General features: G+C 73.5%; 20 protein-coding genes. 11 read left to right on the forward strand and 9 right to left on the reverse strand.

What is annotated here, in order from left to right:
- Positions 1–189: 189 nt before the first annotated feature.
- The 4 genes from ACI8AX_RS22270 to ACI8AX_RS22285 all read right to left on the reverse strand — a co-directional run bounded on the left by ACI8AX_RS22270 (position 190) and on the right by ACI8AX_RS22285 (position 4,491).
- Positions 190–408 carry a ferredoxin gene (locus ACI8AX_RS22270; protein ID WP_456552054.1) on the reverse strand — a complete coding sequence of 73 codons (219 nt, stop codon included), beginning with the start codon at positions 406–408 and terminating at the stop codon, positions 190–192.
- Between the two features lie 14 nt (positions 409–422).
- A complete protein-coding gene (locus ACI8AX_RS22275) occupies positions 423–1,643 on the reverse strand; it encodes an amidohydrolase family protein (RefSeq protein ID WP_456552055.1) in 1,221 nt (406 codons plus the stop codon).
- 22 nt (positions 1,644–1,665) lie between these two features.
- Complete coding sequence (locus ACI8AX_RS22280; RefSeq protein ID WP_456552056.1) at positions 1,666–3,138, reverse strand: aldehyde dehydrogenase family protein; 1,473 nt, start codon at positions 3,136–3,138, stop codon at positions 1,666–1,668.
- A 117-nt stretch (positions 3,139–3,255) separates the two neighbouring features.
- Complete coding sequence (locus ACI8AX_RS22285; RefSeq protein WP_456552057.1) at positions 3,256–4,491, reverse strand: ABC transporter substrate-binding protein; 1,236 nt, start codon at positions 4,489–4,491, stop codon at positions 3,256–3,258.
- A 399-nt stretch (positions 4,492–4,890) separates the two neighbouring features.
- On the opposite strand from ACI8AX_RS22285, the gene ACI8AX_RS22290 reads away from it, so the two are divergent.
- The 4 genes from ACI8AX_RS22290 to ACI8AX_RS22305 all read left to right on the forward strand — a co-directional run bounded on the left by ACI8AX_RS22290 (position 4,891) and on the right by ACI8AX_RS22305 (position 10,498).
- Positions 4,891–6,018: an NDMA-dependent alcohol dehydrogenase gene (locus tag ACI8AX_RS22290; RefSeq protein ID WP_456552058.1), complete on the forward strand. Its 1,128-nt coding sequence runs from the start codon at positions 4,891–4,893 to the stop codon at positions 6,016–6,018.
- Between the two features lie 41 nt (positions 6,019–6,059).
- Entirely contained in the window at positions 6,060–6,380 is a 321-nt protein-coding gene (locus ACI8AX_RS22295) for an ArsR/SmtB family transcription factor (protein WP_456552059.1), read from the forward strand.
- Entirely contained in the window at positions 6,365–8,806 is a 2,442-nt protein-coding gene (locus tag ACI8AX_RS22300; RefSeq protein WP_456552060.1) for a CoA transferase, read from the forward strand. Before ACI8AX_RS22295 ends, ACI8AX_RS22300 begins: the two co-directional genes overlap by 16 nt.
- Positions 8,807–9,004: 198 nt before the next feature.
- Positions 9,005–10,498: a CoA-acylating methylmalonate-semialdehyde dehydrogenase gene (locus tag ACI8AX_RS22305; protein WP_456552061.1), complete on the forward strand. Its 1,494-nt coding sequence runs from the start codon at positions 9,005–9,007 to the stop codon at positions 10,496–10,498.
- 12 nt (positions 10,499–10,510) lie between these two features.
- Here the strand turns inward: ACI8AX_RS22305 and ACI8AX_RS22310 are convergent, their stop codons facing one another.
- Entirely contained in the window at positions 10,511–10,837 is a 327-nt protein-coding gene (locus ACI8AX_RS22310; protein WP_456552062.1) for a hypothetical protein, read from the reverse strand.
- A 22-nt stretch (positions 10,838–10,859) separates the two neighbouring features.
- Positions 10,860–11,237, reverse strand: coding sequence for a (2Fe-2S)-binding protein (locus ACI8AX_RS22315; protein WP_456552063.1), 378 nt, complete (start codon positions 11,235–11,237; stop codon positions 10,860–10,862).
- Between the two features lie 84 nt (positions 11,238–11,321).
- Between ACI8AX_RS22315 and ACI8AX_RS22320 the strand changes: the two genes are divergently transcribed.
- Complete coding sequence (locus ACI8AX_RS22320) at positions 11,322–12,080, forward strand: FadR/GntR family transcriptional regulator (protein WP_456552064.1); 759 nt, start codon at positions 11,322–11,324, stop codon at positions 12,078–12,080.
- A gap of 142 nt (positions 12,081–12,222) precedes the next feature.
- Here the strand turns inward: ACI8AX_RS22320 and ACI8AX_RS22325 are convergent, their stop codons facing one another.
- From ACI8AX_RS22325 to ACI8AX_RS22335, 3 genes are read right to left on the reverse strand one after another with little or no spacing between them, the layout of a single operon-like run.
- The gene (locus ACI8AX_RS22325; RefSeq protein ID WP_456552065.1) at positions 12,223–13,008 is read right to left on the reverse strand and encodes a crotonase/enoyl-CoA hydratase family protein; all 786 of its coding nucleotides are present in this window, start codon (positions 13,006–13,008) and stop codon (positions 12,223–12,225) included.
- Positions 13,005–13,769 carry an SDR family NAD(P)-dependent oxidoreductase gene (locus ACI8AX_RS22330; protein ID WP_456552066.1) on the reverse strand — a complete coding sequence of 255 codons (765 nt, stop codon included), beginning with the start codon at positions 13,767–13,769 and terminating at the stop codon, positions 13,005–13,007. The genes ACI8AX_RS22325 and ACI8AX_RS22330 overlap by 4 nt, the downstream gene beginning before the upstream one ends.
- A 2-nt stretch (positions 13,770–13,771) precedes the next feature.
- On the reverse strand, positions 13,772–14,965 hold the full coding sequence (locus ACI8AX_RS22335) for a thiolase family protein (RefSeq protein WP_456552067.1): 1,194 nt from the start codon (positions 14,963–14,965) through the stop codon (positions 13,772–13,774).
- A gap of 143 nt (positions 14,966–15,108) precedes the next feature.
- Here ACI8AX_RS22335 and ACI8AX_RS22340 point away from each other — a divergent pair, with 143 nt between their 5' ends.
- The 6 genes from ACI8AX_RS22340 (at position 15,109) to ACI8AX_RS22365 (ending at position 21,541) form a co-directional block, all read left to right on the forward strand.
- Entirely contained in the window at positions 15,109–16,239 is a 1,131-nt protein-coding gene (locus tag ACI8AX_RS22340; RefSeq protein ID WP_456552068.1) for an acyl-CoA dehydrogenase family protein, read from the forward strand.
- A 52-nt stretch (positions 16,240–16,291) separates the two neighbouring features.
- Complete coding sequence (locus ACI8AX_RS22345; protein WP_456552069.1) at positions 16,292–17,341, forward strand: LLM class flavin-dependent oxidoreductase; 1,050 nt, start codon at positions 16,292–16,294, stop codon at positions 17,339–17,341.
- Positions 17,342–17,384: 43 nt separating this feature from the next.
- Entirely contained in the window at positions 17,385–18,212 is an 828-nt protein-coding gene (locus ACI8AX_RS22350) for a mycofactocin-coupled SDR family oxidoreductase (RefSeq protein WP_456552070.1), read from the forward strand.
- A 246-nt stretch (positions 18,213–18,458) separates the two neighbouring features.
- Entirely contained in the window at positions 18,459–19,580 is a 1,122-nt protein-coding gene (locus tag ACI8AX_RS22355; RefSeq protein WP_456552071.1) for an NDMA-dependent alcohol dehydrogenase, read from the forward strand.
- Positions 19,581–19,588: 8 nt separating this feature from the next.
- On the forward strand, positions 19,589–20,035 hold the full coding sequence (locus ACI8AX_RS22360; RefSeq protein WP_456552072.1) for a nuclear transport factor 2 family protein: 447 nt from the start codon (positions 19,589–19,591) through the stop codon (positions 20,033–20,035).
- A gap of 39 nt (positions 20,036–20,074) precedes the next feature.
- Positions 20,075–21,541, forward strand: a complete 1,467-nt coding sequence (locus ACI8AX_RS22365) for an aldehyde dehydrogenase (RefSeq protein WP_456552073.1) — start codon at positions 20,075–20,077, stop codon at positions 21,539–21,541.
- Positions 21,542–21,582: the final 41 nt, after the last annotated feature.

Raw genomic sequence — 21,582 nt, forward strand, 5'->3', positions numbered from 1 at the left:
GCCACGAGTGGCTCCTCCTCGGTCGGGCGGCGGGCGGCCGGCCACCACCCTCTCTCAGCGTGATCGTGCCGCCACCCCCCCCTTCTCCCGCACCCCCTCCCCCCACCCACCCCCCCGCGCCCCCCCCCCCCCGCCCGCCCCCCCCGCCCCGGCGGGTGGGGCCCGGTCCCGGGGCCCCACCCGCGGTGCTCAGCCCTCCGCGGGGGAGGGGACGTGCAGGGCGAGCGCGCCCATCGGACACGCCTCCACGGCGCCGGCCACCTCGTCCGCGGAGTCGTGCGGCGGGTCCTGCAGGACCGCCTTCGTCTCGTCGTCGTGGGCGAAGGTCTGCGGCGCGTAGACGATGCACATGCCGGTGCCGAGGCAGGCCTCGCGGTCGATCACGACCGCGGGGCCCGCAGGCGCCACGTCAGCCACGGCGGTCAGGCACGGGAGACGGCGGGCGGCTCGGCCGGGGTGAACTGGTAAAGGCGCTCGGCGTTGCCCCGGAGGATCTTGTACTGCGTCTCCGGGGGCAGGTGGTCGATGATCCGCTTGACCACGTGGATGCTGTCGGGCCAGGTGGTGTCCGAGTGCGGGTAGTCCGTCTCGCACATGATGTTGTCCTCGCCGATCTCGTCGATCGAGGCGATGCCGTGCTTGTCCTCGATCATGCAGCCGAAGACGTGGTCCTTGTACAGCTGCCGCAGGTCGAAGTCGTCGTAGTCGATCGCGTTGCTGCCCTGGGCGTGGTCCATGAAGGTCACGCCCTTCTTGACCCAGTGCCGCTGCTTGTCCAGCACCTGCTCGCCGCGCTCGAGGAAGTAGGGGATCCAGCCGATCTCGCCCTCGGACAGGGCGATCTTCAGGTTCGGGTACTTCTGGAACCAGCCGCTGAAGAGCCAGGCCAGCATGGTGCCGGAGGTGCGGCTGGCCCCCCAGGTCAGGTTCGCCATGAACGGCGCGTCGTGGGCGATCGCCGGCAGCGTCGAGGACGACCCGACGTGCATGCACGCCACCATCTCCAGGTCGTTGGCCGCGGCGAGCACGGGCTCCCAGTGGCCGTCCTTGTCGTTGATCGTCGGGTAGCCGAGCGGGGCGAAGTTCTCGGAGAACGCGAACGCGTGCGAGCCCATCGCGGCGCAGCGCTCCATCTCCTGCACCGCCAGCGTCGTGTCCCAGATGGGGATGAGGGTCAGCGGGATGTAGCGACCCGGTGCCGCGCCGCACCACTCCTCGATCATCCAGTCGTTGTAGGCCTTGAGGCAGACCAGGCCGAAGTCGCGGTCGCTGGCCTCGGCGAACAGCTGGCCGCAGAAGCGGGGGAGCGAGGGGAAGCTCAGCGAGGCGAGGATGCCCGCGCGGTCCATGTCCTCCAGCCGGGCCTTCGGGTCGTAGCAGCCGGGCGCCATCTCCGCGTAGCTGATGGGCTCGGGGCTGAAGTCCTCCTTCTTCTTGCCGACCACGGCGGACAGCCCCGACCCGGGCATCTTCTTGCCCTCGTAGAGCCAGTAGTCGGTGTCGCCCTCCACGATCAGCCGGGGCGCCCGGTCGCGGTCCTTGGCCGGCACCCGGTCGATCCAGACGTTGGGGGGCTCCAGCACGTGGTCGTCGACGGAGATCAGCCAGTCGAGGTTCAGGTCAGTGGTCTGTTCCGTGGTCATGGTCGCTCCCTTGATCCGGTTTCTATCGGGGCAGTTCGCCGATGGACATGTGCTTGACCTCCTGGAAGGCGCGGATCCCGTCGGGCCCGCGCTCCCGCCCCAGCCCGGACTGCTTGTAGCCGCCGCTGGGTGCGTAGGCGCTGAAGACGGAGGTGTTGACGTTGACCGCGCCAGTGCGCAGCCTCCGGGCCACCGCGGTGGCCGCCGCGACGTCGGCGCCGTGCACCTGGCCGGACAGCCCGTAGGGGCTGTCGTTGGCGATGGCGACGGCGTCGTCGAGGTCGCGGTAGCCGATCACCGTGAGGACCGGGCCGAAGATCTCCTCCTGGGCCGCGGGGTTGGAGTTGTCCGGGACGTCGAGCACGGTGGGCTCGACGTAGTAGCCGCGGTCGAGGCCGGCCGGGCGGCCGCCGCCGGCGACGACCTTGCCGCCGTGCTCCTCGGCCAGGGCGACGAAGCGCTCGCACCGGGCCCGCTGGGCGGCGCTGATGACCGGCCCCAGCACGGTGTCGGGCGCGGTGGGGGGCCCGACCCGGAGGGCGCCGTAGGCGGCGGTCACCGCGGCGAGGGCGTCGTCCTTGCTCTCCTGCGGCACGAGCATCCGGGTGGCCGCGACGCAGGCCTGGCCGGCGGTGGCCGCGACGACGGCCGCCGCTCCCTGCGCCACCCGGTGCAGCGCGTCGGGCAGGTAGATCTGCGCCGACTTGCCGCCGAGCTCGAGGGCCACGTGCTTCACCGTGGGTGCGGCCTGGGCGAGGATCTGCCGTCCGACGCCGGTCGACCCGGTGAACGACACCATGTCGACCCGCGGGTCGGTGGTCATCGCCTCCGCGCCGGCGGCGCCCTCCTCGACCAGGACGCTGAGCACACCGGCGGGCAGGCCGGCCGCCTCGGCGGCCAGGCCCAGCGCCAGCGATGACAGCGGCGTCAGCGGGCTGGGGCGCAGGACGACGGAGTTGCCCGCCATCAGCGCCGGCACCACCTTCTGCATCGCCATGATGAAGGCGCCGTTGTACGGGGTGATCGCGGAGACCACGCCCACCGGTTCGTGCCGGCGCACGCTGAGCGCGACCCTGCCGCGGACGAGCTCGTCGACCGGCACGGGGTTCATCTCCTCGTGCGCCATCGACAGGTAGAGGTCGACGGTCCGGCGGCCCAGGTCGAGCCCGCCGGCGAACTGGGTCCCCTGGGCGAACCAGGTGGGCTGGCCGGCCTCGGCCGAGATGGTCGCGGGGAGCGCCTCGTCCATCGACGCGAGGTGGTCGAGCAGGGCCCGCACGGTCTGCGCGCGCTCGGCGGCCGGCCGGTCGGCCCACACCCCGGAGTCGAAACTGCGGCGCGCGGCTTCCACGGCCCGCTCGACGTCGGCGGCGGAGGCCGGGGCGACCTCGCACAGCACCGACTCGTCCGCGGGGTCCTCCACGGCGAACGTGCCGGCCGTGTCCGCCCACCCGCCGGCGACGTAGGAGGACCGGGGGTCGATCAGGTCTGCCATAACGGTGACTCCCGAAGTAGTAGAACGCCGTATCCCATGATCTGGCTCACAGTTGCGGCTGTCAACGGTGACCTCGCGACCGGGACCCGGGGACGCCTCCCCGGGTCCCGGTGCGGGTCAGGAGTCGACCGGCTCGCCGCAGATGGGCTCGTCGGACACCGGCACAAACTCCTCGCCCTCGAGGGTCACAAAGTAGCTGCACTCCTGGCCGAGGTCGCGGTGGTCGGAGAAGTCGAACTCGCGGGGGTACAGGCCGCCGGCGTTCCACGTCGTGTCCTCCGACAGTGCCGCCATGAAGTCGGCCTGGGAGGCGTCGCACCCGGCGAGCTCGAGGCCGTGCAGCAGCAGGTCGGCCATCATCCAGCCCTGGGCCTGGCCGAGGTCGGGGATGCCGAACGGGACGCCGGCCTCCTCCATGTACTGCTGCAGCCGGGTGGTGGCCTCGGACTCGACCTGCACGGGCGTGTAACCGAGCGTGAAGCTCGCGCCCTGCGCGGCGTCGACGAAGGGCTGGTTCTCGAGCGTGATGCCGCCGTACCCGCTGGCCAGGATGGCGGCCTCGAAGTCGTAGTCCGCCTGCTTCAGGCCCTGCATGATCGCGGCCGCTGCGTTGGTCGTGATCGGCAGGTAGAGCCCGTCGCTGCCCGAGTCCTGGATGCCCAGCACCATCGCGCCGACGTCCTCGCTGCCCAGCGGCATGCTGTTGTTCACGTACCCCTCGTCGAGCCCGGCGGCCTCGGCCGACCGGAGGATCGTCTCGAGGGTGGCCTGGGACGACGGGGTCGCCATGGCGACCCCGGCGAGCTTCGTGACCCCCTGCTGGGCGAGGAACTCGCCGGTGGTGGTGAACACGACGTCGGTGATCGGCGGCGGGGAGGCGGGGAAGAGGTTGGTGCCGCTCTCCAGCCACTGCGGTGCCCCGTCGGTCGCCGGGCCGATGACCGGGATGTCGGCGGCCTGGGTGACCAGGTAGTCGGCCGCGGCGTAGAAGAGCTGGCTGTCGCCGAGGACGGCGAAGACGTCCTCCTGCTGCACGAGGCGCTGCGCGGCACCGAGCGCGCCCTGCGGGTTGGAGGTCGTGTCGGCGACGACCAGCTCGAAGTCGGTGCCGGCGCACTCGCCGCCCTCGTCCTGGTAGGCCGCCAGCCGGGCGTTGAAGCCGGTCTCCGAGCGCTCGCCCTTCTGGGCGCTGGCCGGGCCGGTCCGCTCCGTCATCAGGCCGATCCGCAGCGTCCCGCCGTCGCCGCTGCTGGCCGTGTCGCTGGACCCACCGGCGCTGCCGCCGCCCTCCTCGTCGTCCGACCCGCACGCCGACATCCCGAGCACGAGCAGGCAGGCCGCTGTCGCTGCCACTGCGTTCCTGGTACGCAAGACGACTCCTTCGTCATTCCTGGTGGGGGCTTCGGCGTCGGGGACGCCCGCCGGGGCCGGGGTGGTCCCGCCGCGACGGGCGGCGCCCGTCGAGCTGGATGAGCGGGTGGCCGGCCCGGGAGGAGCCGGCAGGTGGCCGACCCAGGGGTGTGGTGGAGGTCCGGGAGAGCGGTGTGACCCGGGTCTCGGGGCTCGGCACGGGCCGTACTGTGGCACAGCTCACGGCTGAGCAGAAGGGGGTTCTACCAAATCAACTTCTGTGATTGCGCGAGCCGGGGGCCCGTCACTATGGTCGCCGCCGATGTGACCGCAGCCACACGGTCGCGGGCTCAGCGGGCCACCCGGCTCGCCGTCCACCCCCCGTCGCCGAGGAGCCGCACGATGCGCACGAGAGCAGCCGTCCTGTTCAGCCAGCCCGGCAAGTGGGAGGTCACCGAGCTCGACCTGGAGGGACCCCGGCAGGGAGAGCTGCTGATCCGCATGGCCGCCGCCGGGCTCTGCCACTCCGACGACCACATCACCACCGGCGACCTGCCGGCCCCGCCCGAGGCGTTCCCCATGGCCGGGGGCCACGAGGGCGCGGGAGTCGTCGAGGAGGTCGGGCCGAACACCCCCGGGTGGTCGGTGGGCGACCGGGTGGTGCTGTCGTTCCTGCCGGCCTGCGGGTTCTGCCGCTGGTGCGCGTCGGGCATGCACAACCTCTGCGACAACGGGGCGCGGGTCCTCTCCGGCGTCCGGGAGGACGGCACCCGCCGGATGTCCCTCGACGGGCAGCCGGTCGGGCAGGGCGCCGGCATCGCGACGTTCAGCGAGCTGTCGACGGTGGCCGTCCAGTCGGCGGTCCGGTGCCCCGACGACGTCCCGCTCGACGTCGCGGCGCTGACCAGCTGCGGCGTCGTCACCGGCTGGGGGTCGGCGGTCAGGTCGGCCGGCGTCCAGCCCGGTCACGTCGTCGTCGTCATGGGGGTCGGGGGCATCGGCATGAACGCCGTCCAGGGGGCGGCGCACGCCGGGGCCTCCGTCGTGATCGCCGTCGACCCCGTCGAGTCCAAGCGGACGGCGTCGCGCGGGTTCGGCGCCACCCACGCCGTGGCGACGATGGCCGAGGCGACCGACATCGCCCGGTCGTTCACCGACGGCCAGGGCGCGGACTCCTGCATCGTCTGCGTCGGGGTGGTCACCGGCGAGCACGTCGCCGCCGGTGTGGAGGTCGTCCGCAAGGCCGGCACCTGCGTGCTCACCGGCCTGCCACGGGCCGAGGACGACGTCAGCATCCCGATCTCCACCCGCCACCTGACGCTGTTCCAGAAGCGCCTCCAGGGCTCGCTGTTCGGGGCGTCGAGCCCCGCGGCGGAGATCCCGGCGGTGCTCGAGCTCTACCGCCGCGGCTACCTGAGGCTCGACGAGCTGATCACCCGCCGGTACACGCTCGACACGATCAACGAGGGCTACGCCGACATGCGGGCCGGCCGGAACGTCCGCGGCGTCGTCGAGCACCTGCTGCCGTGACCGGCGCCGGACCGAGGGTGGTGCCTTTCCACGAGCGGGACGTGCTGGACGAGCGGGGCGGCCCGGTCCCGGTCTTCCGCGCGCTGGCCGACCCGCTGCGGCGGCAGCTGGTCGGGCACCTGTGCCGGTGCGGGCAGACCTCGCGCCGTGAGCTGCAGCTCGTGCTGGGCGTGACCAAGACGATGCTGACCTACCACGTGCGGACCCTGGCGCAGGCCGGGCTGATCGACGTCCACGGCAGCGCCCGGTCGCTGTCCTACACCGTGCGGCGGGCGACACTCGCCGACCTGGACCGGTGGCTGACCGACCCGCGGTCGGCCCGACCGGCACGAGCGGAGGAGCCGGTGTGCGGCAGGCGCTGAGCGACATGACGGTGGTCCAACTGGGGAGCGGCGTGGCCGCGGACTGGTGCGGCAAGGTCTTCGCCGACCTCGGCGCGGACGTGACCAAGGTCGAGCCGCCGTCCGGGGACCCGCTGCGGGCGCAGCGCGGCGCCTTCGCCAACCTGAACACCAACAAGCGCAGCGTCGTCCTCGAGGCGTCCGCGGCCGCGGGGGCGGAGCTGCTCGCGCTCGTCGAGGCCGCGGACCTCGTCGTCGAGACACCGGGGTCGGGGGCGCTGGCCGACCGGGGTGTCGACCGGGCGGAGCTCATGGGGTCCCGGCCCGGGCTCTCCGTCGTCGCCATCACCGGGTTCGGGGCGACCGGCCCCTACGCCGGGTACGCCTGGAGCGACCTGGTCGTGCAGACCTTCGCGGGCACCCTCGTGGCCGACCGGCGGGGACCGGTGAAGCTGCCGGGGTCGGTGGCCCAGTGCGCCGTCGGGCACACGGCGGCCATGGGCGCGCTCGCCGCCGCACTCCGGGCGCGGGCGACGGGGGTGGGCGCCTTCGTCGACTGCGCCGCGTCGGAGGCGCTCGCCGCCAACCCGACGCGCATCGGCCGCTACCTCGGCTGGGAGTACGGGGACCGCAAACCCCTCGAGGAGATGGTGGCCGACAGCAGCTCCACCCTGCTGCCGGTCGGGCCGCACCCGTGCCTGGACGGCTTCGTCGCGATGATGATGATCCCGCCCCAGCTGCCGGAGATGCTCGCCGTCCTCGACAGCGACGAGCTGCGGGAGTTCTTCGCCCGCCCCGACGCGTTCGTGCGGCCCGAGGCGAAGGAGGTGCTCGACGGCGCCCTCTACCCCTGGCTGCTGACGCGGACGCGGGCGGAGATCACCGACGCCGCCCAGGCCGCCGGCTGGCCGGTGACGCCGGTCCACGTCCCGGCGGAGGTCCTCGCCGCCGACCACCTGCACCAGCGTGGCTTCTGGCAGCACACCACCGACCCCGAGCTGGGCCCGGTGCTGCTGCCCGGCGCCCCCTACCGGTTCACCGAGGGCGGCTGGCGCCTGCGCCGCCCGGCGCCGGCCCTCGGCCAGTCCGACCCGCCGGGCCCGGCCGCCGACCGCACGCCGACCACGCCCCCGGTGGCCGCGCCCGCGGCGGAGGACCCGCCGCTGCGCGGTCTGCGCGTCCTGGACCTCACGACCGTGTGGTCGGGACCCCTGCTGACGATGCACCTCGCCGACCTCGGGGCCGAGGTCATCCGCGTGGAGAGCCCGCGGGTGTTCCCGCCGACCACGCGGGGCTACTCGCCGCGCCCGAACCCGCAGATGCTGCTCAGCACGATCCTCGGCGGCTACGGCCCGGCCCGGCCCGAGCGGCCCGACCGGCCCTACAACCGGCACTCCCTCTACAACTCCATCAACCGCGGCAAGCGGTCCTGCACCCTCGACCTGCGCGACGCCGAGCAGCGTGAGCTGTTCCTCCGCCTGGTCGCGCAGTCCGACGTCTTCGTCGAGAACCTGAAGTCCTCCACCCTGCACCAGCTGGGCGTCCACGAGAGCGAGCTGCTCGAGGTGAACCCCCGGCTGGTCGTGCTGCGGGTGCCCCCGGCGGGACTGTCCGGCGACTGGGCCCACTACACCGGCTTCGGCGGGCAGTTCGACGGGCTCACCGGCTTCGCCTCGCTCGTCGGTCACCGGGGCACCGAGCTGTACGAGACGCCGACCACCCAGCACATGGACGGCGTCACCGGGCCGGCCGGGGTCTTCGCCGTGCTGGCCGCGCTGCACTACCGCGCCGCCACGGGCCGCGGGCAGGTGGTCGAGCTGGCGCAGAGCGAGAACGTCGTGGCCCAGCTCGGCGACGTGTTCGTCGACCTCCAGCTCGACGGGCAGCCGCAGCGGTGGGGCAACCGCGACCCGCACGTGGCACCGCAGGGCGTGTACCGGTGCGCCGACGGCCGGGTCCTCGCCGTGACCGCCACGGACTACGACGCCTGGCTGCGGCTGGCCGCCGTCATCGGCCGCCCCGACCTCGCGGCGGACGCCGCGCTGGCCACCGTGGCGGGCCGGCACGCCGCCCACGACGCGCTCGACGAGGCCATCGGCGCGTGGGCCGCGACGGTCGACGCCGACCGGGGCTTCGCCGAGCTGCAGGCGGCCGGCGTCGCGGCCGCGCCGCAGCTCGGCGAGGCCGACCTGGCCGCCGACCCGCAGTTCGCGGCGCGCGACTGGATCCGCCCGCTGGACAGCACGGACGTCGGCCGCTTCAACCACCTGGGTCCGGCGGTCCGGGGGGTCCCCACGGCGTGGACGCGGGGCGCGCCGGTCCTGGGGGAGGACAACGCCTACGTCCTCCGGGAGCTGCTGGGCCTCGACGAGGACGCCTACCGGCGGCTGGTCGACCGCGGCGTGGTGACGGAGGACTACCTCGACCGCGAGGGCCGCCCCTACTGACACCCCGTGGCCCCGACCCGGCGGCGGGTCCACCGTGTCGCCACGCGCCCACGCCCCACCGGCGCGCGGTCGGCGTCGACGACGGCCCCGCCTCCGGAGGAGCGGATCCCCGGCACTCTGGAGCGAACGTTTGGTCCGATGTGGCGCCTCCGGCACTACTCTCCGGGGGTCACGCCGCCCAGCACCGCGAGGGAACCCATGCCCGCAACCATCCCGCACTGGATCGACGGCGCCCGCCGCGAGAGCACCTCCGGCCGCACCGCCCCGGTGACCGACCCGGCGACCGGTGAGGTGACCGGTCAGGTCGCGCTCGCCTCGGTCGAGGAGGTCGACGCGGCGGTGGCCTCGGCGGTCGCGGCGTTCCCCGCCTGGCGGGACACCTCGCTGGCCAGGCGGTCGACGGTGCTGTTCGCCTTCCGCGAGCTGCTCAACGCGCGCAAGGGCGAGCTGGCCGAGATCATCACCGCCGAGCACGGCAAGGTCCTGTCCGACGCCCTGGGCGAGGTGTCGCGGGGGCAGGAGGTCGTGGAGTTCGCCTGCGGCGTGCCGCACCTGGTCAAGGGCGGCTTCACCGAGAACGCCTCGACGGCCGTCGACGTCCACTCGGTCCGCCAGCCCCTCGGGCCGGTCGCGGTGATCAGCCCGTTCAACTTCCCGGCGATGGTCCCGATGTGGTTCTTCCCGATCGCGATCGCCACCGGCAACACCGTCGTCCTCAAGCCGAGCGAGAAGGACCCGACCGCGGCGCTGTGGATTGCCGACCTGTGGAAGCAGGCCGGCCTGCCCGACGGCGTCTTCAACGTCGTCAACGGCGACAAGGTCAGCGTCGACCGGCTGCTGGAGCACCCCGATGTCCGCGCGGTGTCCTTCGTCGGCTCCACGCCGATCGCCCGCTACGTGTACGAACACGGCACCCGCGCGGGCAAGCGGGTGCAGGCCCTGGGCGGGGCGAAGAACCACATGGTCGTCCTGCCCGACGCCGACCTGGACCTGGCCGCCGACGCCGCGGTCAACGCCGGCTTCGGCTCGGCGGGGGAGCGGTGCATGGCCATCAGCGCGCTGGTGGCCGTCGGCGGGATCGCCGACGACCTGGTGGCGCGGATCGCCGAGCGGGCCCGCACGCTGCGCACCGGTGACGGACGGCGCGGCTGCGACATGGGCCCGCTGGTGACGCGCGAGCACCGCGACCGGGTGGCCTCCTACGTCGACGCCGGCGAGGCCGCGGGCGCCAAGGTCGTCGTCGACGGCCGCGAGGTCCAGGCCGACGGCGCCGCCGACGGGTTCTGGCTGGGCCCGACGCTGCTGGACCAGGTGACCCCCGAGATGACCGTCTACACCGACGAGATCTTCGGCCCGGTGCTGTCGGTGCTCCGCGTGGAGACCTACGAGCAGGCGCTGGACCTGGTCAACCGCAACGAGTACGGCAACGGGACGGCGATCTTCACCAACGACGGCGGCGCCGCCCGGCGGTTCCAGAACGAGGTCGAGGTCGGGATGATCGGCATCAACGTGCCGGTCCCGGTGCCGATGGCCTACTACTCCTTCGGCGGCTGGAAGCACTCGCTGTTCGGCGACTCCCACGCCCACGGCACCGAGGGTGTGCACTTCTTCACCCGCGGCAAGGTCGTCACCTCCCGCTGGCTGGACCCCAGCCACGGCGGGCTGGACCTCGGCTTCCCGCAGAACGTCTGAGCCGTCCCCGCCTCACCCGCCGGCGGGTCCGCCGTCCGGCGGGTGGGGCGTGAACTCGCGCGCGACCGTCTGCTCGCCGAGGAAGAAGGTCGGGTAGATCTCGAGCGTCAGGGAGTCGAGGAACCGGGGGATGTCGAGCTCCGGCGAGCGCAGGAACGCCTTGGCGTGCTCGACGCTCGGGAACTCGAAGACGTTCATGACCTCGCGGCCGTCGTCCGTGGCCCGGTAGAGCCACTGCCGGGTCGCGCCGAGCCGGGCGAAGCGGTCGGCGGAGCGGTCCAGCGTCGCGGCGTAGTCGTCGTAGTCCTCGACCGGGAAGATCGTCACCAGGTAGACCATCGCGCCGCTCCCTCGCTCGTCCTCACGTGACCGGCGACCCGGGCTGCAAGCGGCCACGGCGCCGGGGCCCGTACCGCTCCTCCAGCAGGGCGCGCACGTGCACCGCGCATCGCCCGCAGTCGGTGCCGGCGCCGCACGCGTCGGCCACCTCGCGCACGGTCCGGGCGCCGTCGGCGACGACCGCCCGCACGGTGGTGCTGCTCACCGCGCGGCAGATGCAGATGTACATCGCTGCCCCGTCCCGGCCCGGGGTCGACGCCGTCGTCGTCCCGAGGGCATTGAAGCCGCTGACCGGGCCGGTCGCCTCCGTGGCGGGCGCGCCGCGGCCTCCCCGGGCCGCCCGCCCGCCGGGCGTCCGGCCACGACCACCGGGCGGCGCCGGCGCCCGCGTCCCGCTCATCCGGCACCGGGTCGTCTCACCAATCCGGGGGGCCGGGGCGCGGGGGAGGGCGAAACCCTGCGCACGGCTACTACTCTCCGGTACATGACCACCAGTGGCCGCCCACGCGACGCGGGCTCGTCCCCGCGTCCGATCAAGCGCGGCGCCAAGGTGGCCGAGGCGCTCGCCCAGGAGATCGTCCACGAGATCGTCTCCCGCAAGCTCCCGCCCGGCACGCTGCTGTCCTCCGAGGCCCAGATGCTCGAGGACTACGGCGTGGGCCGCGGCTCGCTGCGCGAGGCCCTGCGCATCCTCGAGGTGCACGGGCTGATCACGATGAAGCCCGGCCGCAACGGCGGCCCGATGGTCATCGAGGTCGGCTCCCGCGACTTCGGCCGGATGTCGAGCCTCTTCTTCCACCTCGGCGGGGTCACCTTCCGCCAGCTGGTGGAGGCCCGGCTGCTCCTGGAGCCGCTGATGGCCCGGCTGGCCGCCGAGCGGCGCGGTCAGGAGCTGGTCGGGGCGGTGGCAGACCCCGACGCCACCCCGGTCGAGGACGACGCCGAGTACTTCGACGCCACCGGCGACTTCCACAAGACCGTGGCGTCCATGTCGGGCAACCCGGTGCTGAACCTGATGAGCTCGTCGCTGGAGGAGATCTTCCGCGACCAGATCAGCGGGCTGCTCTCGCCCAAGGACCAGCGGCGGCACGTGCTCGAGGTGCACGCCGGCATCGCCGAGGCCATCGCCCGGGGCGACGCCGACGCCGCCGAGAAGCTCATGCGCGAGCACATGCAGGAGTACGCCGACTGGGTCGAGCAGCGGCAGCCGCAGATGATCGACGAAATCATCGACTGGCGCTGAGACGTCGCAGAGGGCCGCTCCCCGGTGGGGGAGCGGCCCTCTGTCGTTCCCGCGCTCCACTCTGCGGGCGGTCCCGGGACGGTGCGGCCCGGATCGCGGCCGCAGCGTCGGGAAGAGGCCCGCAGGGTCTGGGCAGTGGAGGTCAGCGGCCCTTCCAGACGGGGGCGCGCTTCTCGGTGAAGGCCCGCGCCCCCTCCTTCGCGTCCTCCGACGAGCGGATCGGCTCGTAGACCTCCCACTGCCGCGCGAAGGCCTCCTCGGCCGGCCAGCTGCCGCCCTCGGCCAGGATGCGCTTGGTGCCCTGCACCGCCAGCGGCCCGTTCGAGGCGATCTGCTGCGCCAGCTCGAGCGCCGCCGTCAGCGCCTGCCCGGGCGGGACCAGCCGGTTGACCACCCCGGCGGCGTGCGCGTCGGCAGCGCTCACCCGGTCGCCGGTCAGCGCCCACTCCGTCGCCTTGGGCAGCCCGGCCTTGCGGGGGAGCCGCAGCAGCCCGCCGCCGCCGGCGAGCAGCCCGCGCTTGACCTCCGGCAGCCCGAAGGACGCGTCCTCGGCCGCCACGATCAGGTCGCAGGCCAGGGCGATCTCGAAGCCCCCGGCCAGCGCCGGTCCCTCGACCGCGGCGATCAGCGGCGTCGTCGGCGGGCGCTCGACCAGGCCGGCGAACCCGCGGCCGGGCACGTGCGGCTTCTCCCCGGCGAGGAAGGCCTTGAGGTCCATGCCGGCGCTGAACACCCCGCCGGCGCCGGTGATCACGCCGACGAAGAGGCTGTCGTCGTCGTCGAGCTGGTCCATGGCGGCGCCGATGAGCTGCGCGGCCGCGGTGTTGATCGAGTTCTTCGCCCGGGGTCTGTCGATCGTGACGACGAGGACCGCGCCCGAGCGCTCGACCCGGACCTCGGGCTGCTCGGCGGCGGTCGCCTCGCTCACTTGGGCTGCATCCGGATCGCGCCGTCCAGCCGGATCGTCTCCCCGTTGAGCATGGGGTTGTCGATGATCGCCATCGCCATGCGGGCGAACTCGTCGGGCTGGCCGAGGCGGCGCGGGTGCGGCGTCATCTCGCCGAGCGAGTCGCGGACGTGCTGGGGGAGGCGGGCCAGGATCGGGGTGTCGAAGGTGCCCGGGGCGATCGTCGCGACCCGGATGAGCTTGCTGGCCAGGTCGCGGGCGGCGACCAGGGTGAGCCCGACGATGCCGGCCTTGGCCGAGGCGTAGGGCAGCTGGCCGATCTGGCCCTCCCAGGCGGCGACCGACGCGGTGAGCACGCACACGCCCCGCTCGCCCTCGACCGGTTCGTGCCTGGCCATCCGCGCGGCGGCCTGGCTGAGCACGTTGAAGGTGCCGATCAGGTTGATCCGCACGATCTGCTCGTAGAAGGCCAGGTCCCCGGGGTTGCCCTCCTTGTCGACGACGCGCATAGCGCCGCCGCGCCCGGCGCAGTGCACCAGGGTGCGCAGCGGGGCCAGCTCGTCGGCGGCGGCGACCGCGGCGGCCACCGCCTCGGGGTCGGTGACGTCGGCGGCCACGAACCTCGTCTTGCCGCCGAGCTCGGCCGCGACCTCGGCGCCGGCGGAGGTGGGCAGGTCGACGAGCACCGTCGGCACGCCCTTCTCCACCAGGCGGCGGGCGGTGGCCAGCGCGAGGCCGGACGCCCCACCGGTGACGACCGCGGACCCTGCGGTGACGTCCATGCTCAGTTCCTCCCTGCGCTCAGGTTCTCGATGACCAGTGCGTTGGCCATGCCGCCGGCCTCGCACATCGTCTGCAGGCCGTACCGCTGCCCGGTGTCCTCGAGGAAGTTCAGCAGCGTGGTGGCCAGGCGGGCGCCGGAGGCGCCGAGCGGGTGGCCCAGCGCGATCGCCCCGCCGCGGGGGTTGAGCTTCTCGCCGGGGATCCCGAACTCCGCCTGGAACGCCAGGGGGACGGAGGCGAAGGCCTCGTTCACCTCGAACGCGGCGATGTCGCCGACCGACAGGCCCGAGCGCTGCAGCAGCTTGTGCGTGGCCGGGATGGGGCCGGTCAGCATGAGCAGCGGGTCGTCGCCGGTGACCGCGCTGGCCACGATGCGGGCCCGCGGGGTGAGGCCGAGCGCCGCGGCCCGCTCCTCGCTCATGACCAGCAGCGCGGCGGCGCCGTCGGTGAGCTGGGAGGAGTTGCCGGCGGTGATCTTCCAGTCCAGCTCGGGGAAGCGGGAGGCGTGCGGCGAGGCGGCGAAGGCCGGCTTCAGCCCGGCCAGCCTCTCCGCGGTGGTGCCGGGGCGGATCGTCTCGTCGGCGGAGACCACGCCGTCGGGGGTGGTGACCGCGACGAGCTCCCGGTCGAACGCGCCGGAGGAGGCCGCGGCCGCCGCCCGCTCGTGCGAGGCGGCGGAGAACTCGTCGAGCTGCGTGCGGGACAGGCCCCACTTCTGCGCGACCAGCTCGGCGGAGATGCCCTGCGGCACCAGGCCGGGGGAGTAGCGCTCGGTCACCCGGGGGCCGTGCGGGTCGGCGTCGCCGCGGGCGGAGCCCATCGGCACCCGGCTCATCGACTCGACGCCGGCCGCGACCGCGACGTCGTAGGCGCCGGCGAGCACGCCCTGGACGGCGAAGTCGAGCGCCTGCTGCCCCGAGCCGCACTTGCGCTCGATGGTCACCGACGGCACCGACTCCGGCCAGCCCGCCGCGAGCACCGCCTGGCGGCCGGGTGTCGCGGACTGCTCGCCGTTCTGGCCGACGCAGCCGACAAGGACGTCGTCGATCGTCGCCGGGTCCAGGGAGGTGCGCTCGGCCAGCGCGGTCAGCACCTGCGCGAGCAGGTCCACCGGGTGCAGGCCGGACAGGGCGCCGCCGGCCTTCCCGCGCCCCATGGGACTGCGGACGGCGTCGACGATGACGGCAGGAGGCATGGGAGCGTCCTCTCGGGACCGGGTGTGGGCGTTGACACCTTAACCATGAATACCAATAACATGGAATGCGCCGGACGCCGTGCGAGCGGCGCACGGCCGATCCTCGCAGCGGGGCCGGGATCGTTCTCGACGAGAGGCACGCGATGTCGTTCGACCTGCCGGAGCACCACCAGCAGCTGCGGGAGCGCGCCCGCGCGGTGGCGGACTCGGTGCGCGACCAGGCCGCGGAGGCCGACGAGGCCACCGACGTCCACCCCGGGATGCTCGCCGCCCTGCGGGAGAGCGGCCTGGCCGCCCTCACCGTCCCGGCTGCCCACGGGGGCGCCGACGAGAAGGTGGACTCGCTCGCGGTCACCGTCGTCCGCGAGGCGTTCGGCGGGGTGTCGGCGCACCTGGACTCGCTGTTCGCGATGCAGGGGATCGGCAGCTACGCCCTCGCCGTCGGTGCGAGCGAGCGGATCCAGGCCGAGTGGCTGCCCAAGGTGGTCTCCCTCGAGGCGATCGCCGCGCTCGGCCTCACCGAGCCCGACGTCGGCTCCGACCTCAAGTCGATCACGACCAGGGTGGTGGAGAAGGACGGCGAGCTCGTCCTCGACGGGCACAAGTCCTTCATCACCAACGCCGGCGCGGCGCACTTCTACAGCGTGCTGGCCAAGGAGGACGAGGGCTTCTCGCTGGTCTTCGTGCCGGCCGACACCCCCGGTGTCCGGGTGGTGTCCGGTCCCGGCCTGATCGCGCCGCACATCATCGGCGAGGTCCACTTCGACGACGTGCGCGTGCCGCTGGACTCCCGCGTCGGCCTGCCCGGCCAGGCGTTCCCGATGGTGCTCCAGACGCTGGCCACGTTCCGCGTCTCGGTGGCCGGCTCCGCCGTCGGCCTGGCGCAGGCCGCGCTCGACGAGGCGGTGCGGCACACCACCGGCCGCTCGCAGTTCGGCAGCACGCTGGCCCGGCTGGGCCCGATGCCGCAGATGCTGGGCACCTGCTGGATGGAGATCGAGCAGGCCCGGCTGCTGACCTACGCCGCGGCCAGCCGCGCGGCCGCGAACCCGCTCGGTGCCCTGGACTGGTCGTCGATGGCCAAGGTCGCCGCCACCGAGACCGCCGGCCGGGTGGCCGACCGGTGCGTGCAGATGATGGGCCGCTTCGGCGTGGTCACCGGCTCGACGATCGAGCGGCTGTACCGCAACGCGCGCCCCATGCGCATCTACGAGGGCGGCAACGAGGTGCTGCTCGGCCAGCTGGCCAAGACCCTCACCCGCCCCGCCCGCTGACCCCGCCGCAGGAGACCCCTGCCGCAGAAGACCCCCAGAGAAGAGGCCCGCCATGGTCGCCGTCGGCATGCTGCTCTCCGACGTCCCCACGTCCGTCAGCCCGGCCCAGCAGTTCGACGACGTGCGGCGGATCGTCGAGGCCGCCCAGCGCAACGGGTTCACCTACATCGCCATCGGCCAGCACTTCCTCTACGGCGAGCTGCGCTGGCTGCAGCCGGTGCCGCTGCTGGCCCGGCTGGCCGCCGAGTGCGACCGCGACACCCGCCTGGCGACGCAGATCATGATCGCGCCGCTGTACCACCCGGTGATGCTCGCCGAGGAGCTCGCCACCCTCGACGTGGTCACCGAGGGCCGGCTCGTGTTCGGCGCCGGCATCGGCTACCGCCCCGAGGAGTTCGACTACCTGGGCATCCCGTTCAAGGAGCGGGCCGCGCGCACCGACGAGATCCTCGAGCTCCTGGTCAAGCTCTGGACGCAGGACGAGGTCACCCACTCCGGCCGGTTCTGGCAGCTGGAGGGCGTGCGCCCGCACCTGAAGCCGGTGCAGTCGCCGCACCCGCCGATCTGGGTCGGCGCGCAGAGCGTCGCCGGGGCCCGGCGGGCCGGCCGCTTCGGCGACGCCTTCCCGGTCACCCCGGAGGCCACCTACGACGAGATCGAGGAGCGCTTCGCCGCGGTCAGGGAGGGCTTCGCCGCCCGCGGCAAGCCCTTCGGCCCGCAGCCGGTGCGGCGCAACGTGCTGGTCGCCGGCTCCCGCGAGGAGGCGATCGTCGAGTACGCCCGCGTCTCCAAGGGGAAGTACCTCAGCTACGCCCAGAAGGGCATGGGCAAGGCCGGCAGCGCCGAGCAGCTCGACGCCGAGTTCGTGGAGACGGTGACCAAGCACGCGGTGCTCGGCACCGACGCCGAGGTCATCGCCTCGCTCACCGAGCTGTGCACCCGCTTCCCGGTCGACCCGCTGCTGCTGCGGCCGCAGTGGCCGTCGATGAGCGCGGAGGAGACCGTCGCGGCCATCGAGCGGCTCGGCAAGGAGGTCGTGCCGGCGATCCGCGCCCTGCCGACGCCCGAGCCGGAGATCCTGCCCGCCCCCGCGGGCGCCTGACCACCACCGGCGCTCGCCGGCACGAGACACACCAGGAGGAGCCATGAGCCGTTTCGAGGGGAAGGTCGCGCTCGTCACCGGGGGCGCCCGGGGGCAGGGGCGCTCGCACGCCGTGCGGCTGGCGGCGGAGGGGGCCGACGTCGTGGTGATCGACGTCGCCCGGCAGTTCGACTCCGTGCAGTACGCGATGTCCACGCCCGAGGACCTCGCCGAGACCGAGAAGCAGGTCCGCGACCACGGGCGCGAGTTCCTCGGGGTCATCGGCGACGTCCGCGACCAGGAGCAGGTCCAGGACGCCGTCCGGCAGGCCGAGGAGCGCTTCGGCGGCATCGACCTGGTGTGCGCCAACGCCGGGATCCTGCCCTCGACCGGGCCGCACGCGCAGCGCGTCGAGGCCTGGCACGACACGATCGCCACGAACCTGTCGGGCGTCTTCTTCACCCTGCAGGCGGTCGTGCCCGGCATGGTCGAGCGGGGCCGCGGCGGGGCGATCGTGCTCACCGGGTCGACGTCGAGCTTCCGCGGCGTGGCCTACAAGCTCGACATGCTCAACCCCGGCCACCAGGCCTACGGCGCGGCCAAGTCCGGCGTCCTGTCGCTCATGCGCAACTACGCCATGGCCCTGGGCACGCACGGGATCCGGGTGAACACGATCATCCCGGCGGGCGTGGACACCCCCATGATCAACAACGAGTTCTTCAGCAAGGACCTGCAGGCCGACGCGCCTCCCGGCTGGATGGCCAACGTCATGGAGCACGGTCTCGTCCAGCCCGGCGACATCTCCGACGCGGTGCTGTTCCTGCTGTCGGACCAGGCGAAGTTCATCACCGGCACCGCGCTGCCCGTGGACATGGGCACGCTGCTGATCTGACGCCCCGCCGACCGCCCCGGCGGTCCCGCACGAGGGCTCCGGCGCCCCTGGGAGGGTGCCGGAGCCGTCGCGCGTCCGGCCGGTGCGCGGCGACGAGGCAAATCTGCGAAACATGTGCAGGGTCTCTGGCGTGTCCGTCGTCGCTGTGCCTACGGTCACAGCACACCGGCACCGGAGGGTGCCGGTGGATCCGTCAGCCGCCGCCGGGCCTCTGCGTGCCCGGCGCCACGAGGCGAAGGAGCCTTGGTGAAGACCGTCGGTGCACTGCTGTGGGAGCCCGGGACCCGATCGGGCTGGAGCGTCGAGGAGATCGAGGTCGACCCGCCGAAGCGGCGGGAGGTGACGGTCAAGCTCACCTCGTCGGGCATCTGCCACAGCGACGACCACCTCGACACCGGCGACATCCCGCTGCCCTGGGCGCCGATCCTCGGCGGCCACGAGGGTGCGGGCGTCGTCACCGAGGTCGGTCCGGAGGTGACCGACCTGCAGGAGGGCGACCACGTCGTCATGTCCTTCCTGCCCTCGTGCGGCAAGTGCCGGATGTGCGTCTCGGGCCGGGCCAACATGTGCGAGCTGGGCGCCGGCGTGCTGGCCGGCCTCGCCCCCGACGGCACCCACCGCGTCCACGCCCGCGGGAAGGGCGTCGGCGCCATGAGCTACCTGGGCACCTTCGCCCCGTACGCGACCGTGCCGGTGGACGCCGTTGTGAAGATCGACCAGGACATCCCGCTGATGCCCGCCTCGCTCATCGGCTGCGGCGTGCCCACCGGCTGGGGCTCGTCGGTCTACGCCGCCGACATGCAGCTCGGCGACACCGTCGTCGTCTTCGGGACCGGCGGCGTCGGCATGAACGCCGTGCAGGGCGCCGTGCACCGCGGGGCGAAGAACATCGTCACGGTCGACCCCGTGGCCTTCAAGCGCGAGAAGGCCAAGGAGTTCGGCGCCACGCACCCGGTCGCCTCCTTCGAGGAGGCCCGGCCGCTCGTCGAGCAGATGACCAACGGCCAGGGCGCCGACCGGGTCATCATCACCGTCGACGTCGCGCGCGGTGAGATCGTCGAGCAGGCCAACCAGCTGACCCGGCGCGGCGGGGTCATCGTGCTCACCGCCGCGGCGCCGGTGCTGCAGCGCGAGGTGGAGTTCGACCTGTTCAGCTTCGCGATGTCGGGCAAGCGGCTGCAGGGCTCCCTCTACGGCACGACGAACTCCCGCAACGACATCCCGCTGATCGCCGACATGTACCGCAACGGCCAGTTCAAGCTCGACGAGCTGATCACGAAGACCTACCGGCTGGAGGACATCAACGAGGCCTTCGCCGACCTGCGCGAGGGCAAGAACATCCGCGGCGTCATCGTCTACGACGACTGAGGCCGGCGATGACCTCCACGCAGAGCGACACGCGCACCGCGGACCTGCTCGACATCCAGCGCGCCACCCACGTCTACGCCCGCGGGCTCGACCGGTTCGACCCGCAGGAGGCGCTGTCGGCCTTCACCGACGACGCCGTCTGGGACGCCACCCCGGTCGGCCTCGAGCGGCTGGAGGGCCGGGCGGCGATCCTCGGCTTCTTCGAGCGGGACGCCGCGGCGATCGCCGACCAGTTCCACGTCATCACCAACCACGTCGTGGACCTCGACGACGACGGCGTCACCGCCCGCGGGACGAACTACGTGTTCTCCGAGGGCCACACCACGAGCGGCGCGGCCTTCCGGGCCATCGCGCTCAACGAGGACGTCTACCGGCGGACCGACGACGGCTGGCGGATCGCCGCCCGCCGCATCTCCGCCCTCACCCCACCGCAGATGGAGGGCTTCGATGCCTGACCCCGCCGTTCCCCAGGCCGTTCGACAGGGAGGACCCGCGTGACCACAGTGCAGGAGCGCGCCGGCAGCGGCGTGCGCTCGTTCGACCGGCTGTTCATCGGCGGGCGGTGGACCGAGCCCGCGACCGACGAGCGCATCGAGGTGGTCTCGCCGATCACCGAGGAGGTCATCGCCACCGTCCCGGCGGCGAGCCCGGCCGACATGGACGCCGCCGTGGCCGCCGCCCGGGAGGCCTTCGACGAGGGCCCGTGGCCGCGCATGACACCGGCCGAGCGCGCGGCGGCGCTGCGCCGGGTGGCGGAGGAGGTGGGCCGTCGGATCCCGGAGATGGAGGCCTCCTTCACCGCCGAGATCGGGGCACCCGCCGTCATCAGCACGGCGTTCCACGCCAACGCCACGGCGATCTGGGACGACGCCGCGACGCTGGCGGGCACCATCGCGCTGGAGGAGCAGCGGCCGCTGCCCGGGGGCGGCACCGCGACGCTCGTGCGGGAGCCGGTCGGCGTCGCAGCGGTGATCATCCCCTGGAACGGGCCGGTCGCCACCGCGTCGCTGAAGATCGCCCCGGCGCTGGCGGCCGGCTGCACCGTCGTCCTCAAGCCCGCGCCCGAGGGGCCGGTGTCGGTCATGGTGCTGGCCGAGGCGCTGGAGGCCGCGGGCCTGCCCGAGGGTGTGGTGAGCGTCCTGCCCGGCGGGCGGGAGGTCGGCGAGCACCTGGTGCGCCACCCCGGCGTGGACAAGGTGTCGTTCACCGGGTCGACCGCCGCCGGCCGGCGGGTCATGCAGCTGTGCGGCGAGCGCATCGCCCGCGTGACCCTGGAGCTCGGCGGCAAGTCGGCGGCGATCGTGCTGCCCGACGCCGACGTCGCCTCGGTGGCGCAGACGGTGACCTTCGCCGGCATCGGCAACTCCGGGCAGGTCTGCGCGGCGCTCACCCGCCTGGTCGTCCCGCGCGACCGGCAGGAGGAGGTCGTCGAGGCGGTGAAGGGCGTCATGGAGGCGATCCCGGTCGGCGACCCGCGCGAGGAGGGCGTGATGATCGGCCCGCTGGCCGCCGAGCGGCAGCGCGAGCGGGTCGAGGGCTACATCCGCACCGGCCTCGACGAGGGCGCGCGGCTGGTCACCGGCGGCGGGCGGCCCGAGGGGCTCGACCGCGGCTGGTACGTGCAGCCGACGCTGTTCGCCGACGTCGACAACTCCATGCGGATCGCGCAGGAGGAGATCTTCGGGCCGGTGCTCGTGGTGATCCCCTACGACACCGTCGACGACGCCGTCCGGATCGCCAACGACAGCCCGTACGGGCTGTCCGGCGCGGTGTTCACCGCCGATCCGGCGCTGGGGGAGTCGGTGGCCCGCCGGGTGCGCACCGGTCAGATCTACGTCAACGACTGGGGCATGTGCGTCACCCAGCCCTTCGGCGGCTTCAAGCAGTCGGGGCTCGGGCGCGAGGGCGGCCCCGAGGGCATCGGTGCGTTCCTGGAGACCAAACTGATCCAGGGCATCTGAGTCCCGGCCGACGGCCCCGGCCCGCCTCCCGGCGGGCCGGG

This window comes from Blastococcus sp. SYSU D00813, assembly GCF_054050735.1.